Raw genomic sequence first — 16,762 nt, forward strand, 5'->3', positions numbered from 1 at the left:
TCACGCCTCTCCGACGGTTTCAAACATAACGGCTTCGACAGCGCTCTGCGCATCGACACCTGACCAGACCACAAACTGGAAGGCCTGGAAATAGGATTCGCAGGCTTCAAGCGCGCTCGACAGCAGAACTTCGACCTGCTGGTTGGTCGGCTCCGCACCACCGGCAAGCAGCAGCGACTGGCGGAAAATCACCACGTCTTCCTGACGCCAGAGGTCGAAATGCCCCATCAGCACCTGACCATTGATATGGGAGAGCAACCGGATCACTTCGTTGACGCGGCTTTCCGGGACCTTGATGTCGAAGGCGCAGGCAAGGTGCAGCGCCTCGAACTCCTCCATCCACGAGAAGGAGACGTGGTAATCGGTCCACTTCCCTTCCACCGTCATGGCGATTTCATCTTCGCCCGAGCGCTCGAAGGACCAATCATTGTTGGCAGCGACGAACTCGATCATATCGACCGGGTTCGATTGGCGCTCAAGTTCCAGTTCCATCAGGCTCATGCATCACCCCAAAAGTCCTGGCGCAGACATGCGACATCGTGTTCACACACAAGGCTGCAAACTCAAACACCAGAAACAAACACTTATGATTACCGGAAACACGACCATCCTGGCTAACATACCCTGCCTGGAGCTTGCGTGATCCGTTTCGAATCATCATTTAAAATCAGTGTATAATGCCGGAGTCCGCATGAAAGCCCCCCGGGTGAAAAATAGCGCCGGCGCTTGTGGATAGGCTCTCTTAAATTGATTCAGCACCCGTTCTTAAATGACTCTGCCATAAGCGTTTTTCGGCAGTGTCCACAGGGTGAAAGATTTATGAAAAAGGCGGCGCGTTTGCATCTGAAAAAGAACGGCTTGTACCGTCCCGGGACACCTGCCCCGCAAACCGGTCACGCGGCGGCGCAGCACACGCCACCGCGTTGATTCTGCTTATTTGCCGGCGTCTGCCAGACGCGCTTCAAGCGCTGCGATGCGGGCGAGCAGCGCATCGTTTTCATCCCGCGCCTTGAGCGCCATTTCACGCACGGCCTCGAACTCCTCGCGCTTGACGATATCCATGGAGTTGAGCAGCCGTTCGCCCTGGGCGCGAAACACCGTTTCCATTTCCTTGCGGACCCCCTGGGCTGCGCCCGCCGCGTCCGTCATCAACTTGGCAAAATCATCCAGAATGCGGTTTGCGCCTGTGCTCATCGTCTTGGTCTCCGGTCCTTGGCATCCATTGCCCGCCAGCGCGGGCCTATAGAAAGGAGGTAGGAGCACATGCTGACCGATGCAAGGAAAAATACCGGGGATGTCAGGCTTTCGTGAACGCAGCTTGCCTTGACCCTGCCTTGCCGCAGGGCCATGTTCCGGCAAACAACGATGGAAATGAAGCAAGACCTTGGAAACAATAGCGACACTCTTCTCGATCATGCCTTTTCCGGAAATCGATCCCGTCCTCATTTCCATTGGTCCTTTGCAGATCCACTGGTATGGCCTCGCCTATGTGGCGGGCATCCTGATCGGCTGGCAATATGCCCGCCGACTGGTCCGCAACACCACGCTCTGGGCCAACGGAACGCCGGCGGCGACCGAGGCACAGCTTGACGACTTCCTGCTCTGGGTTGCGGCGGGTATCGTCGGTGGCGGACGTATCGGCTATATCCTGTTCTACGACCTGCAGAGCGTAATCGCCAATCCTGTGCGGGCACTGGAAATCTGGAACGGCGGCATGTCCTTCCATGGCGGCCTGATCGGCACGATGATCGCCATGATCCTGTTTGCCAAGCGCCACAAGATCGTCATCTGGAGCCTGTTCGACATCGTCTCTGCGGTGGTGCCGATCGGTCTGTTCTTTGGCCGCATCGCCAATTTCATCAATGCCGAACTCTGGGGCCGGCTATCGTCAGCCCCTTGGGCAGTTATCTTTCCGACCGGCGGTCCTTTCGCCCGTCACCCGAGCCAGCTCTATGAAGCCGGGCTCGAAGGCCTTGTGCTGCTGACCGTACTTGCCGTCATGATTTACTACCGCAAGGCGCTGAAGACGCCTGGCCTGGTTTGCGGCGTGTTCGTCACCGGCTACGGTCTGGCGCGTATCTTCGTGGAGTTCTTCCGTGAACCCGACGCACAACTCGGCTACCTGCTGGGCGGCTGGCTGACCATGGGCATGCTTCTATCGGTACCGATGGTGCTGATCGGCCTCTGGGCCATCCTGCGGGCACGCCGTGCCAGCGCCGTCACAGCCTGATGGGGTTTTCATGACGACCCCGCTTGCAGAAAAGATCAAGGCACTCATTCTGGCGCACGGGCCGATCAGCGTCACCGATTACTTTTCGCTCTGCCTGGCAGATCCGGACCATGGTTATTACAGGACGCGCGAGCCCTTCGGCCAGTCCGGCGATTTCATCACGGCACCCGAGATCAGCCAGTTGTTCGGCGAGATGATCGGCATTTTCCTTGTCCAGGCCTGGCAACGGCACGGAGAACCGGTTCCGGTCAATATTGCCGAGATCGGCCCCGGCCGCGGCACGATGATGGCCGATATCCTGCGCGTCGTCGCCAAGCTGTCGCCCGCGCTCTATGACGCGGCGAGCGTCCATCTGGTGGAGACCAGTGAGCGGTTGCAGAAGGTCCAACAGCAGACGCTGATCGCCCACAAGTTCAAGATTTCCTGGCACGACAGTTTCGATAGGCTGCCGGGCGGCTTTCTGCTTTTGGCTGCCAACGAACTGTTCGACGCCATCCCCATCCGCCAGTTCGTCAAAACGGCACAGGGGTTCAGGGAGCGTCTTGTCGGCCTTGATGCGCAGGGAGAACTGACGTTTGCGGCCGGCGTAGCCAGTATCGATCCTGACATGCTTCCGTCCTCAGGCCCTGCAGCGCCACTCGGAGCGGTGTTTGAAGTCGCCCCTGCCCGCGATGCGGTGATGGCAACGCTCAGCGAGCGCATCCGTACCCATGGCGGAACAGCCGTGATCATTGACTACGGCCATATGGCAACTGGTCTCGGGGACACGCTGCAGGCCGTGCGCAGCCATCAGTTCGATCCGCCACTTGCCCACCCCGGCGAGGCCGATATCACCAGCCATGTCGATTTCGAGCAACTGGCCCGGCGTGCAGTCGCCGAAGGCTTGCAAATCAACGGGCTGACCTATCAGGGCGATTTTCTGATCGCGCTTGGCCTGGCCGAACGCGCCGCCGCCCTTGGCCGAAACAAGAGCCCCGAAACCCAGGAAAACATCCGGGCCGACGCCGAACGGCTGGCTGGAGCTGGCGAAGGAAAAATGGGCGAATTGTTCAAGGTTCTCGCTGTCAGCAGCCCGAATGTAGCCCTCGTGCCTTTTCAGAAATAGCAGCTACAAAGACATGGCGGCGACGCCGGCTGTCGTTTCGATGGATTGACAGAGACCGTCCCTAAAGGCCAACATCCGGCCAAATCACCCGGGCTGACACAGCCGAGACGCCCGGAAAACCAACCGCATCGCAGCATATCGAAAAGGCAAAACAACCGATGAAGGATGATGCCTTGCTATCGCCTGTGCAAAGCCCGCTTCTCTCTTCAACAGCGGGAAACGCCATCAGACATGGCTACTTCACCCGCGAAGGCGGCGTTTCGGACGGCATCTACCGAGGCCTGAATGTCGGGCTTGGATCCCGGGACGAGCGCAGCCGTGTCGAAGAAAATCGCGCCCGCGTCAGCGCCTGGTTTGGTGCCCCACCAGAAAAACTGGCAACGGTGCATCAGGTTCATTCGCCAGACGCCGTGATCGTCAACGCCAGCTATGACGGCACGCGCGCTGAAGCCGACGCGCTGGTGACCGCGACGCCCGGCCTTGTCATCGGCGTCCTGTCGGCCGATTGCGGCCCGGTTCTGTTTGCCGACGCTGAGGCCGGCGTGATTGGTGCCGCCCATGCCGGCTGGAAGGGGGCGCTGACCGGCGTGCTCGAAAGTACCATCGAGGCGATGATTTCTTTGGGGGCGCGCCGCGAGCGTATCGCCGCAAGTCTCGGCCCTTCGATCAGCCGCCGGAATTACGAGGTTGGCACCGAATTCGTCGAACGCTTTCTGGAGAAAGATCCCGCCTACGCCGTCTTCTTTACGCCATCCACCCGCGAGGGCCACGCCATGTTCGATCTGCCGGGGCTGACCACCAGGCGGTTGACGGATGCCGGCGTCATCGCAGAAAACCTCGATCTTTGCACCTATGCGGATGAGGAACGCTTCTTTTCCTACCGCCGCACGACGCATCGCAGCGAGCCGGATTACGGCCGGCAAATTTCTGCAATATCCATACGGGAGGCATGACATGGCACTGCATTTCACGCAGGACGAATTTTCAGCGCGGCTGGAACGGCTGACGGCCAGGATGAAGGAAGAAAAGCTGGCTGCCATGCTGCTGTTTGCGCAGGAAAGCATGTATTGGCTGACCGGCTACGACACGTTCGGCTACTGCTTTTTCCAGACGCTGGTGGTGAAAGCCGACGGCTCGATGGTGCTTTTGACCCGTTCGGCCGATCTGCGCCAGGCCAAGCACACCTCCAATATCGAGCGCGTCGAGGTCTGGGTCGACCGGGTCAACGCCGACCCGACGATGGACCTGAAAAACCTGCTGAGCGACCTCGACCTGCTCGGAGCCCGGATCGGCATAGAATATGACACCCATGGCATGACCGGCCGCATTGCCCGGCTGCTCGATCAGCAGCTGACGAGTTTCGGCGAACTGGTCGATGCCTCGTTGCTGGTCAGCCGCCTGCGCCTGATCAAGAGCCCCGCCGAGATCGCCTATGTCGAAAAGGCCGCAAGCCTTGCCGACGACGCGCTGGATGCCGCCATTCCGCTGATCCATGCAGGCGGCAGCGAAGCCGCTATCCTGGCCGCCATGCAGGGCGCAGTCTTTGCCGGCGGTGGCGACTATCCCGCCAACGAATTCATCATCGGCTCCGGCGCCGATGCCCTGCTTTGCCGCTACAAGGCCGGCCGCCGTACACTGGACGCACAGGACCAGTTGACGCTGGAATGGGCGGGTGTCAGCGCCCACTATCATGCCGCGATGATGCGCACCGTCGTTGTCGGAGAGCCGACCAACCGTCACCGCGAGCTCTACAGCGCCTGCCGCGACACCATCCAGGCCATCGAGATGGTGCTTCGTCCCGGCAACACGTTCGGCACCGTTTTCGACGTTCATTCGAAGATCATGGACGAACGCGGCCTGACACGGCACCGGCTGAACGCCTGCGGCTACTCGCTTGGCGCCCGATTCTCACCCTCCTGGATGGAGCATCAGATGTTCCACATGGGCAATCCACAGGAGATCGCACCCGACATGTCCCTGTTCGTCCACATGATCATCATGGACTCAGACAGCGGCACGGCCATGACGCTGGGCCAGACTTACCTCACCACAGACGGCGCGCCCAAGGCATTGTCGCGCTATGGACTGGACTTCATCTCTGCTTAGGAAAATTGATCTATCGTCCCTTTGAACGGCGGAAAGAAGGTGGGGGCCTTCGCCTATTCCGTCACCGACGAACCGGACGGTAGGACGATGCACAAGCGGATCATGCTTCTTGCGAGCCTTGGAATGATTGTGGCCCTGACGGGCTGCAACAGCATGGACGATCTCACCCCGCAGGTCGATGTTGGCGCAGGCACCTTCCGCTCGCCGCCGGTCAACCAGTCCGATCTCGATTCCATGCAGACGGTTGACGTTACGCCACAGGCGTCCACGCCGGTGCAAAGCGCGCAACTGGCCTCGCCGGAACAGGAGGGCTTTTCGGAAGGCCCAAGCGGCACGGTGATGGCGCAGGGCGATGTCGACTATACCGATCCGGCCGGGTCGCTGGATGCACAGGCCAACCGTTTGCAGCAAGGCCAGATTCCGGCACAGGAACAGCAGGTCAGCCGCAGATCAATTGCTACCGGGCAGGCTGAGACATCGCAGGACGATGGCGCCACACGAAACGACCAGCCCACAGAGCCCGAACAGCAGGTTGCCGAGCAGGAACCACAAGCCCAGCAGCCGCAGAAGGCGGCAGCGATCGCCCCTGCGGCAGCGGGCACCATCCGCTTCCTGCCGATCATCGGTGCGCCGGTGGAGGTCGTCACGCCGCTCTCCAAACAGCTCGGCAGCGAGGCCCGCTCGCACGGCCTGACGATCAAGGCCGCATCCGACACCAGCAGCCAGCATATCCTGAAAGGCTATTTCTCGGCACTGAACGACGGCGGCAAGACGACTGTGGTCTATGTCTGGGACGTACTGGATGGCGCCGGCAACCGGCTGCACCGCATCCAGGGGCAGGACACGGTGAATGCCACGGCCGCCAATCTCTGGTCCGCCGTCCCGCCGCAGACGATGCAGGCGATCGCCACCAAGACCATCAACGAATATCTCAGCTGGCGTGACAGCAACGCCGGTTGACAAGCGGCGGGATGGAAAATCCGTTGGTGTGAGGCGAAATATCCTCACTTCACCACGTTTGAGCAAATCTTTTTAGGATAAACTACGCTGCAACGCGGCAATCCTCTTGCATTCGAAGTCAAGCGCGTTATGAAGCGCGCATAAGCTTGGGACGATCGAGACCCAGGCTGGCTTACGGAATTTGCGCGTAATAAATATTCGCGCCAGCACAGGCGGACCATCGATGAAGGTTTTCGCAGGCAACTCGAACCGGCTCCTGGCCGAAGCGATCTGCAATTATCTCAACCTGCCCCTGGGCAAAGCGACCGTCAGACGGTTTGCCGACCAGGAAATCTTCGTGGAAATACAGGAGAACGTGCGCGGCGAAGATGTCTTCGTTGTCCAGTCGACCTCGTTTCCGACCAATGACCACCTGATGGAACTGCTGATCATGATCGATGCCATGCGCCGATCTTCAGCCCGCCGCATCACCGCCGTCATTCCCTATTTCGGCTATGCCCGCCAGGACCGCAAACCCGGCCCGCGCACGCCGATTTCGGCCAAGCTGGTCGCCAACCTGATCACCGAAGCCGGCGCCGACCGCGTTCTGACACTCGATCTGCATGCAGGCCAGATCCAGGGCTTCTTCGACATCCCGACAGACAACCTCTACGCCGTGCCGATCCTGTCGCGTGACGTAAAGGAACATTACAATCTTGAAAACGTCATGGTCGTTTCGCCCGACGTCGGCGGCGTGGTCCGCGCCCGGGCGCTGGCCAAGCGTCTCGACTGCCAGCTGGCGATCGTTGACAAGCGCCGCGAACGCGCCGGCGAATCCGAAGTCATGAACGTCATCGGTGACGTGACCGGCAAGGACTGTCTGCTGATCGACGATATCGTTGATTCCGGCGGCACGCTCTGCAACGCCGCAGAAGCACTTTTGAAGAACGGCGCCACCAGCGTCACGGCCTATATCACCCACGGCGTTCTGTCCGGCGGTGCTGTCGCCCGTGTCACGTCGTCGAAGCTGAAGGAACTGGTGATCACCGACACGATCCAGCCAACCACGGCGGTCCAATCGGCCCACAATATCCGCGTCATCTCGACATCCAGCCTTATCGGCGAAGCGATCAACCGCACCAGCCAGGAAGAATCGGTCTCCAGCCTGTTCGATTGATCCGCTCAATCGGCGGCATGGCCGGCGCTATGCTCTTTTGACAATCGGAATGGCGCAGGCCTCGCCGCCTGCGAACAGCCGCGACCTGGTGAGAAACCGGCGCTCGCGGCCATTGTCGAGCGAGAACATGCCGCCCCTGCCCGGCACGACGTCGATGATCAGTTGTGTGTGCTTCCAGACCTCGAACTGGCTGGCGCTGATATAGACCGGCACGCCGCCAATCTCTCCCAGCTTGATATCGTTATCGCCGACAATGTAGTCGTCGGCGGGATAACACATCGGCGACGAACCGTCGCAACAGCCACCGGACTGATGAAACAGCACATCGGGATGATCCTGACGGATCTCCTTAAGGAACGCCAGTGCCGCGTCGGTGGCAAGCACCCGTGGTTCGCCCTTGATGGTGTCTGTCATGAGTTTCCTTCCGAGTTAATCCCCTCTCCCCGCCTACGGGGAGAGGGTTAGGATGAGGGGCAAGCTCAAGTGGCCCCTCATCCGCCCTTCGGGCACCTTCTCCCCGCTAGCGGGGAGAAGGAAAAAATCAAAAGAAACCCAACGCCTTGGGGCTGTAGCTCACCAGCATGTTCTTAGTCTGCTGGTAGTGGTCGAGCATCATCTTGTGGGTTTCGCGGCCGATGCCGGACTGCTTGTAGCCGCCAAAAGCAGCACCCGCCGGGTAGGCATGGTAGCAATTGGTCCAGACGCGGCCGGCCTGGATGTTGCGGCCGAAATTATAGCAGCGGTTGGCATCGCGGCTCCAGACGCCAGAACCGAGGCCATAGAGCGTGTCGTTGGCGATTTCCAGCGCTTCCTCGTCAGTCTTAAAGGTTGTCACCGACACGACCGGCCCGAAGATTTCCTCCTGGAACACGCGCATCTTGTTGTGGCCCTTGAACACCGTCGGCTTGACGTAGAAGCCACCGGCAAATTCACCCTCCAGATTGTTACGCTCGCCGCCGATCAAGACCTCGGCACCTTCCTGGCGGCCGATATCCATGTAGGACAGGATCTTTTCTAGTTGTTCGCTGGACGCCTGGGCGCCTATCATCGTCGACATGTCGAGCGGGTTGCCCTGCTTGATAGCAGCGACACGCGCAATGGCCTTTTCCATGAAGCGATCGTAAATCTTTTCATGCACCAGCGCACGGCTTGGGCATGTGCAGACTTCTCCCTGGTTGAGCGCGAACATTGCAAAGCCTTCGAGCGCCTTGTCGAGATAATCGTCGTCCTCGCGCATGACGTCTTCGAAGAAGATGTTCGGCGACTTGCCGCCGAGTTCCAGCGTCACCGGGATGAGATTCTGGCTGGCGTACTGCATGATCAGCCGGCCGGTCGAGGTTTCGCCGGTAAATGCCACCTTGTTGATGCGGGGGTTGGTCGCAAGCGGCTTGCCGGCCTCAAGACCAAAGCCGTTGACGATGTTGAGCACGCCCGGCGGCAGGAGATCACCGACGAGTTCGATCCAGACGAGGATCGAGGCCGGTGTCTGTTCGGCCGGCTTCAGGATCACGCAATTGCCTGCAGCAAGCGCCGGCGCAAGCTTCCACGCAGCCATCAGGATCGGGAAATTCCACGGAATGATCTGGCCGACGACGCCAAGCGGCTCATGGAAATGATAGGCGACGGTGTCGTGGTCGATCTCACCGATAGAGCCTTCCTGGGCGCGGACGCAGGACGCGAAATAGCGGAAATGGTCGATGGCGAGCGGCATGTCTGCTGCCATCGTTTCACGCAGCGGCTTGCCGTTGTCCCAAGTCTCGGCCCTTGCCAGAAGCTCGATATTGTCTTCCATTCGCTGGGCGATTTTCATCAGGATATTGGCGCGCTCCGTCGAGGATGTGCGGCCCCACTTTTCCTTGGCGGCATGGGCAGCATCCAGTGCCAGTTCGATATCAGAAGCCTCTGAACGGGCGATCTGGCACAACACCCCGCCGGTGACCGGGGTCGTGTTGTCGAAATAGCGGCCGCTGACCGGCTCGCGCCAATCGCCACCGATGTAGTTGCCATATTTCTGCTTGAACGGATTTTCGACGATCTTCTGATGCAACATGTAATTTCTCCTCCTGAAACAGACTCCAACATCTGCTGGGAGGAAATGTGCGCCGGAACTTTCGGAACGCGTAGGGGCGCAATGCCTGCGCCTGACCACAAGTGTTTCAGATGTGCGACAGGTGAATTACAGCAAACATGCTGCAGCGCGGCAACCAGCACCGCGCCATCAGTTGACCGACAGTTTCTTCATCTTTCGGTAAAGCGTCGCCCGGCTGATCCCCAGCGTACCAGCCGCCAAGGACACATTGCCGTGCGCTCTCGACAAGACGCGGCGAAGCGCGGCGCGCTCGGCATCGAGGAGATCCTCCCCCTGCCCCGCCGGAGCCTCGTTCAACAGGTCGGCGGCCGGAATGCCATTGGCAATGCGCCTGTCGTCGAGATTGAGCTTCAACCGGGCGGCACGGGTAGCGCCGAGTACAAGATCGTCTCGGTCGATGGCGATGAGCGCCGGGCTGCTCTTGTTGTCGGCCGGCACAAAAAGAATACGCGCGCCGTTGAAGGCGCGATGGAACAGATTGGCTTCGATACGGGCGGCGGAGTCACGGACGGCCTGCGACAACAACAGCATGGCCATTTCGCCGGCATCGTCGCGGCAGGTGGAGATATCGATGGCGGCAGCGACCCTTCCCAGATGATCGCGGATGGGGGCAGTCACACACGAGAGGCCGGTATTGCAGCTCAAGAAATGCTGGTCACGCTGGATGACGACGGCGCGCTCGTCGGCGATTGCCGTACCGATGCCATTGGTGCCGACGCTCGCCTCGCTCCACACCGTGCCGGACCAGAGGCCCAGCCCGCGAAAGTCGTGGTCGTCGCCCGGCGCGCCGCGGCGTTCGAGTGCAATGCCGTTCTCGTCGGTCAACAGGAGGCAGCATCCCGCCTTGCCGACCGTCGAAAACAGCCGGTCCAGTTCCGCTTGCGCTTCCTCGATCAGGTGCCCGGATTTTTCCCGCGCCGCACGGAACTCCTGTTCCGACAGCCTGAGCGGTGAGCGGACATCTTCGGGAGACAATCCATGCACGGTCAGGCAGCGGCGCCAGGAAGCGGCGACAGGCGAACTGGCAGCGGCCGACACATGGTGCGCAACGGCTTGAACATGATCCGAATGTTTCACCGGCTCTCCTCCCTGAGGGCTGACGCGAACCTCACCATAGATTTAGTGACAGTAAAACGTCCAGTTGAACAAAGGTCAAAGATAAAACGGCCGTGACCCGAAATATCGGCCAGGGCAAGCACATGGTATTGCACGAACATGACGATATGATAGGCGAATCTGTCTTCAAGACACGTCCTACAGCCAGGTCCCAGACAATGCTTCGAGACTTCTCCCTTCAGAGCCTGTTCATGGGCCTGCTCACTGCCTTCGTTGGATTTGCAAGTTCCTTTGCCGTCGTACTGCACGGGCTGACGGGCGTCGGCGCGACCGAGGCGCAGGCCGCTTCCGGGCTGATGGCACTATCGGTATCGATGGGACTGTGTGCGATCGTACTCAGCCTTTCGACGCGACTACCGGTAAGCATAGCCTGGTCGACGCCGGGCGCCGCACTGCTTGCGAGTTCGGGTGCCGTGGCGGGCGGGTTCAACACCGCAGTCGGCGGGTTCCTGATTTGCGGCGCGCTAATCGTCGTGGCGGGACTATGGAAACCGCTGGGCCGCGCCGTTGCGGCAATCCCGGCGGCGCTGGCCAACGCGATGCTCGCGGGGGTTCTGATCGGGCTGTGCTTTGCGCCGGTCAAGGCGATTGCCTTCAATCCGCTGCTCGGCTTGCCCATCGCCGCCGCCTGGGTGATCGTCGGCAGCATCAACCGGCTGTTTGCAGTGCCGGCGGCACTTCTGGCGTTCGTGCTGGTGCTCGCCTTCGGGGTCGATATGCCTGCCGATGCAATGACACGGCTTTCGGCAACGCTGGTTCCGCATGTCGAGTGGGTCACGCCAGCGTTTACCGTCGCCGGCTTCGTCAGCATCGCGCTGCCGCTGTTCATCGTCACCATGGCATCCCAGAATATTCCGGGCATCGCCGTCTTGAAGGTCAACGGCTACGAACCGCAGCCCGGCCCGCTGTTTGCAACAACCGGTGTCTTCTCGATCCTGAGCGCGCCGTTCGGTGGTCATGCGGTCAATCTGGCTGCGATCACCGCTGCGATGTGTGCCGGCGAGGACGCGCATCACGATCCGGCCCGGCGTTACTGGTCGTCGATCGTCGCCGGTGCCGGTTACATCGTCTTCGGTCTCCTTGCGGCCACCGTGACGGCCTTCGTCAGCCTTGCCCCGCCGATCCTGATCCAGGCGGTGGCCGGCCTTGCCTTGATCAGTGCCTTTGCTGGATCGGCCATGGCCGCGTTCAAGGAAGCGGACGGCCGTGAGGCCGCAGCTGTGACATTTCTGGTCACCGCGTCCGGTGTCAGTTTCGCCGGGGTTTCCGGTGCCTTCTGGGGCCTGATGGCCGGCGGTCTGATGCTTGCCCTTGCCCGCTTCACCAAGTCCCGCAAACGCTGACTCAACCGGTCATCCAACGGCGGAACGCATGGGCAAGGTTTCCGGTTCGATCCCGCCTGCCTGGTGACCGGGCAACTCACCGCATGGCGGCCTGTTCACAACATGACTGATCTCGCTCAGTGGCATCGGCCTGCCGAACAGGTAACCCTGCACCTGCGGGCAGCCTTCGTTCAGCAGGAAGTCCATATGCTCTTCGCATTCCACGCCTTCGGCCAGAACCGGAATGCCGAGACTGTCGGCAAGGATGATGGTCGAACGGACAATCGCCGCCGACTGACGACTGGTCGTCACGCCATCGATGAAGGCACGGTCGATCTTGATCTTGTCGAACGGAAAGTTCTGCAGGGTCGTCAGCGAGGAATAGCCGGTACCATAGTCGTCCATGGCGATCTTGACACCGAGCTGCTTCAGCTGCCGGATGATCCGTAGGGCATTTTGCTGGTCGGCGATGATGCCGGATTCAGTGATTTCCAGCTCCAGCCGGCAGGGTTCAAGACCCGTTTCCAGCAGGATCTCTTGCACCCGTGCCGCAAGGTTGACATTGGTGAGTTGGCCCGGCGCAACATTGACCGCGATCTTGAGCGGGTTCGTCCAGCACGCCGCCTGGTGACAGGCCGTGCGCAAGACCCAATCCCCCAGCTCGTGAATGAAGCCGTTACGGTCGGCGATCGGAATGAATTCCGCGGGCGGCACCATGCCCCGGACCGGGTGATGCCAGCGCAGCAGAACTTCAAAGCCGATGACGTCGCGCGTCAAAGAGTTGTTCTGGTACTGGTAGTAGAGCTCGAATTCGTTGCGCTCGATGCCCTGGCGCATGTCCATTGCAAGCGCACTGCGGTCCCGGGCGGCATCATCCATCGCCGGCTCGTAGCGTCGAACGGCATTCGACCCCACGGCCTTGGCGCGGTACATGGCGAGATCCGCCTGCGCCAGAAGCGCCTGCGGCGTGCGTGCGTCGGCGGGATAATGGGAAATTCCGACGCTCGTGCCGACCTGCAGCTTCTTCCCTTCCCATTCGACCGGCTGAATTATCGCCTCGACAAGCCTCGACGCGAAGGCGGTGGCATCGTCATACCGGGCCAGATTACTGGACAGGGCAACGAACTCGTCGCCGCCCATGCGTGCGATGAATTCCCCTTTGCCCAGCACTTTTGACATCCGCCCGGCCACACCCTGCAGGACGGCATCGCCGGCCGCATGCCCGTGCACGTCGTTGACATCCTTGAAACGATCAAGGTCAAAGGACAGGACGGCGATGCCGGCCGTGCCGTCCTTGTGACGGTCGATGATCTCCTGAAGCTTCTCCCCGAGAGCGACGCGGTTTGGCAATCCCGTCAACGGGTCGTGAAGCGACAGATGACGGAACCGCTCCGCCGCTCCCCGCGTCGATTGCAGATCGATGGCATAGGTCGATGCGCCGAGCGCCAGCATCAGGCCGATAATGGCGACCACGACCGTCAGCAGGCTTTCGGGGATCATGTCATTCGAGGTAACGATGAGCGAATCCGGAATGATCGTGATCGCACTCATCCCGGTAAAATGCATGGTGGTGATCGCCAGGACCAGGGCGAGAATACCCGCGTATTGACGGGCCGGTGCCCCCGGCCTTGCGATCAGGCTCATGGCGACAGCGCCGAAGCCGATGCCAAGGAACACGGACGCCGCGTAGTGGCTCTGATCCCACTCCAGCCTGCCGGCAATCTGGTAACCGGCCATGCCGGTATAATGCATGATGGCGATCCCTGCTCCGACCACGCAGCCGCCGAATTCGATGACAATACTGGGCCTGCCTGCCGCCGTGATCAGAAATCCCATAATTGTGATGACGATTGCAGCAGCCAGCGATGCCATCGTCAGCATCGGCTCATAGGCATGCGCCAAGGGTGGATTGAAACTCAGCATCGCAATGAAATGCGTCATCCAGATCGTCGAGCCACCGACGACCCCGCTCATAAACAGCCAGTTCAACTTCTGCATCCCGGCGCTGCGCTGAACGCGAACATAAAGGCGGACGGTCAGGATCGACCCCAGGACGCAAACAAGGGCGGCAAGCGCGAGAAGTCCGTAGCTATGGTCGGTGGCTATACAGGAAAGAACCTTGAGCATTGACACCACCCGTACTGATACGGATGGAATCGTCTCACGCAACCACTAATAATCATTGAATGACATTATTCTAACTGACCAACTCGGGATGTCGGACATGCGTTCAAAAGCAATGCGGGAGAAACCCTGCTTCCGGCGACGGTTCTGTCAGTTGCGTAGGCTTAATGCTGGAATCAGAAAAACAACCAGTAAGTGTATTCCTGATGCGCTCAGTCCGCGCCGCTGAACAGCTCCACCTGCGGCCGCGCGATTGGGGCGCGGACGACTGGTACATCATGCGGCGACGGCGTTGCCTCCGTCCGTTTCGGATTCCGCGCCGGCCGCCGAGCGGTCAGCACTGATCGCGTTGACAACATGCTCGATCTCGCTGAGCGGCATCGGTTTGCCAAACAGGTATCCCTGCACCTGCAGGCAGCCTTCGCTGCGCAGGAAGTCCATGTGTTCCTCGTTCTCCACCCCTTCCGCCAGTACCGGAATATCCAGGCTCTGGGCGAGAATGATGGTCGAGCGCACGATCGCGGCAGAGTGGCGGTTGCTGGTGACGCCATCGATGAAGGCGCGATCGATCTTGATCTTGTCGAACGGGAAGTTCTGAAGCGTCGAGAGCGACGAATAGCCGGTCCCATAATCGTCCATGGCGATCTTGACGCCAAGCTGCTTCAACTGGCGGATGATGTGAAGCGCGTGCTGCTGGTCGGCGATGATGCCCGATTCGGTGATTTCCAGTTCGAGGCGGGCGGCATCAAGGCCGGTTTCCTCCAGGATTTCGCTTACCCGGTTGGGGAAGTTCGTATCGGCCAACTGAGCCGGCGCGACGTTGACGGCAATCTTGATCGGATTGTCCCAGGAGGCCGCCTGGCGGCAAGCCGTCAACAGCACCCAGTCACCGAGTTCGTGAATAAAGCCGTTCTTCTCGGCGATCGGAATGAATTCCGTCGGCGGCACCATACCGCGCACCGGATGCTTCCAGCGCAACAGGACCTCAAAACCGATGACGTCGCGCGTCAGCGAGTTGTTCTGATACTGATAATAGAGTTCGAACTCGTTGCGCTCGATGCCATCACGCATGTCCATGGCAAGGACGCTTCGGCTGCGCGCGGCATCGTCCATCGAGGGCTCGTAGAGACGGATTGAATTCGAGCCGGCCGCTTTGGCCCGGTACATGGCCAGATCCGCCTGTGCCAAAAGCTCTTCTGGCGTGCGTGCATCGACGGGAAACAGCGAGATACCGACACTGCTGCCAACCAAAAGCGTCTTGCCCTGCCATTCGACGGGTTTGCCGATTTCGGCGATCAACCGCGCTGCAAAGGTCTTTGCTTCGCTTTTCATGAAGAAATTGGAGGTCAGCGCCACGAATTCGTCGCCGCCGATGCGGGCAACATATTCTCCCTCCCCCAGAACGCTGGCCATCCGCTCGGAAATCGTCCGCAGGACAGCATCACCGGCCGCATGACCGTGAACGTCGTTGACGTCCTTGAAACGGTCCAGATCGAAGGACAGGACTGCAACACGCGACGTGTCGTCCTTCTGCCGCCGGATGATCTCTTCGAGATGTTCGCCAAAGGCGACCCGGTTCGGCAGGGCCGTCAACGGATCGTGCAGTGACAGGTGGCGGAAACGTTCGGCTGCGACCTGGCTGGAATGAAGGTCGATGACATAGGTCGATGCACCAAGCCCCAGCATCAGGCACATCATCACCATGACCATGACGAGCAGAAGGTTATCGGGAATAAGCGCTGCCGACGGCTGGATCATCGGATCAGGAATGATGGTGACCGCTGCCATACCGGTGAAATGCATGCTGACGATCGCCAGGATCAGCGCGACGACACCACCATATTTGCAAAATCGGGTGGCCGGGCGGGCAATCCGGCTGGTAGCAAGAGCGCCGAAGCTGACACCCAGAATGATCGAGGCAGCATAGTAGCTGTAATCCCACTCCATCCGCCCGGCGATCTGGTAGGCCATCATGCCCATGTAGTGCATGATGGCGATGCCCGCACCGACAATCGCGCCGCCAAGCTCGATGGTCGGACCGGTCTTGCGCATGGCGGTGACGAAAAAGCCCAGTATCGTGATGCCGATCGCCGCGCCCAGGGAAGCCAGGGTCAGGATCGGTTCATAGGCATGTTCGAGCGTCGGCCTGAAGCTCAGCATGGCAATGAAGTGCGTGGTCCAGATCGTCGAACCGCCGATGACCCCTCCCATGAACAACCAGTTCAGCCGCTGCACGCCGACAGTGCGCCTGACACGGGCATAAAGCCGCATGGTCAGGACTGAACCCAAAATGCAGACGAGAGTTGCAAGCGACAGCAAACCGTAGTGATGATCTATGGCGATGCAGGAAAGAACCTTGAGCATGAAGCACCTGTTTTGAACGTGGCCGCAATCTGCCACGCAAGAACTAAGAGAGATTAACGCGGTTGGATTTTCATGATTTGACGGTTATCAAGTTCTGAAAAACATCCCGCTGTGCGTGCAACCGCGGTTGCATCGCCACTTCCAAGCGGATTTTTCGGCAAAACCGGGCTTTTGCCGGCAAAACCGGGCT

At 60.2% G+C, this 16,762-nt stretch carries 14 protein-coding genes; 7 read left to right on the plus strand and 7 right to left on the minus strand.

The window, feature by feature from the left end; translation table 11 throughout:
• Entirely contained in the window at positions 1-501 is a 501-nt protein-coding gene (locus tag ACSQ3J_RS14880) for a YbjN domain-containing protein (protein WP_037098689.1), read from the minus strand.
• Between the two features lie 432 nt (positions 502-933).
• Positions 934-1,194 carry an accessory factor UbiK family protein gene (locus ACSQ3J_RS14885; RefSeq protein ID WP_037099438.1) on the minus strand — a complete coding sequence of 87 codons (261 nt, stop codon included), beginning with the start codon at positions 1,192-1,194 and terminating at the stop codon, positions 934-936.
• A 190-nt stretch (positions 1,195-1,384) separates the two neighbouring features.
• Between ACSQ3J_RS14885 and lgt the strand changes: the two genes are divergently transcribed.
• From lgt to ACSQ3J_RS14915, 6 genes are all read left to right on the plus strand, one after another.
• The gene (gene lgt, locus ACSQ3J_RS14890; RefSeq protein ID WP_082512259.1) at positions 1,385-2,230 is read left to right on the plus strand and encodes a prolipoprotein diacylglyceryl transferase; all 846 of its coding nucleotides are present in this window, start codon (positions 1,385-1,387) and stop codon (positions 2,228-2,230) included.
• Positions 2,231-2,240: 10 nt separating this feature from the next.
• Positions 2,241-3,335 carry a class I SAM-dependent methyltransferase gene (locus ACSQ3J_RS14895; protein WP_436039399.1) on the plus strand — a complete coding sequence of 365 codons (1,095 nt, stop codon included), beginning with the start codon at positions 2,241-2,243 and terminating at the stop codon, positions 3,333-3,335.
• A 158-nt stretch (positions 3,336-3,493) separates the two neighbouring features.
• A complete protein-coding gene (gene pgeF / locus ACSQ3J_RS14900) occupies positions 3,494-4,288 on the plus strand; it encodes a peptidoglycan editing factor PgeF (RefSeq protein ID WP_060505733.1) in 795 nt (264 codons plus the stop codon).
• 1 nt (position 4,289) lies between these two features.
• Positions 4,290-5,441 (plus strand): M24 family metallopeptidase, encoded by a 1,152-nt coding sequence (locus tag ACSQ3J_RS14905; RefSeq protein WP_060511748.1) that lies wholly within the window; start codon positions 4,290-4,292, stop codon positions 5,439-5,441.
• An 87-nt stretch (positions 5,442-5,528) separates the two neighbouring features.
• A complete protein-coding gene (locus tag ACSQ3J_RS14910; protein ID WP_060506054.1) occupies positions 5,529-6,401 on the plus strand; it encodes a hypothetical protein in 873 nt (290 codons plus the stop codon).
• A gap of 223 nt (positions 6,402-6,624) precedes the next feature.
• On the plus strand, positions 6,625-7,557 hold the full coding sequence (locus ACSQ3J_RS14915) for a ribose-phosphate pyrophosphokinase (protein ID WP_060505735.1): 933 nt from the start codon (positions 6,625-6,627) through the stop codon (positions 7,555-7,557).
• 27 nt (positions 7,558-7,584) lie between these two features.
• On the opposite strand, the gene ACSQ3J_RS14920 is transcribed toward ACSQ3J_RS14915, so the two are convergent.
• The 3 genes from ACSQ3J_RS14920 to ACSQ3J_RS14930 form a co-directional block, all read right to left on the minus strand.
• On the minus strand, positions 7,585-7,971 hold the full coding sequence (locus ACSQ3J_RS14920; RefSeq protein WP_060505736.1) for a DUF779 domain-containing protein: 387 nt from the start codon (positions 7,969-7,971) through the stop codon (positions 7,585-7,587).
• A 127-nt stretch (positions 7,972-8,098) separates the two neighbouring features.
• A complete protein-coding gene (adh, locus tag ACSQ3J_RS14925) occupies positions 8,099-9,607 on the minus strand; it encodes an aldehyde dehydrogenase (RefSeq protein WP_060505737.1) in 1,509 nt (502 codons plus the stop codon).
• Positions 9,608-9,775: 168 nt separating this feature from the next.
• Complete coding sequence (locus ACSQ3J_RS14930) at positions 9,776-10,723, minus strand: helix-turn-helix domain-containing protein (protein WP_060505738.1); 948 nt, start codon at positions 10,721-10,723, stop codon at positions 9,776-9,778.
• Between the two features lie 197 nt (positions 10,724-10,920).
• Between ACSQ3J_RS14930 and ACSQ3J_RS14935 the strand changes: the two genes are divergently transcribed.
• The gene (locus tag ACSQ3J_RS14935; protein WP_060505739.1) at positions 10,921-12,105 is read left to right on the plus strand and encodes a benzoate/H(+) symporter BenE family transporter; all 1,185 of its coding nucleotides are present in this window, start codon (positions 10,921-10,923) and stop codon (positions 12,103-12,105) included.
• Between the two features lie 9 nt (positions 12,106-12,114).
• Here ACSQ3J_RS14935 and ACSQ3J_RS14940 read toward each other — a convergent pair whose 3' ends face one another.
• Positions 12,115-14,211, minus strand: coding sequence for a putative bifunctional diguanylate cyclase/phosphodiesterase (locus tag ACSQ3J_RS14940; protein WP_436039403.1), 2,097 nt, complete (start codon positions 14,209-14,211; stop codon positions 12,115-12,117).
• A gap of 273 nt (positions 14,212-14,484) precedes the next feature.
• Positions 14,485-16,572, minus strand: coding sequence for a putative bifunctional diguanylate cyclase/phosphodiesterase (locus ACSQ3J_RS14945; protein WP_060505741.1), 2,088 nt, complete (start codon positions 16,570-16,572; stop codon positions 14,485-14,487).
• Between the last annotated feature and the right edge of the window lie 190 nt (positions 16,573-16,762).

The sequence above is a fragment of the Rhizobium sp. LjRoot98 genome (assembly GCF_964252935.1).
GTDB lineage: Bacteria > Pseudomonadota > Alphaproteobacteria > Rhizobiales > Rhizobiaceae > Pararhizobium.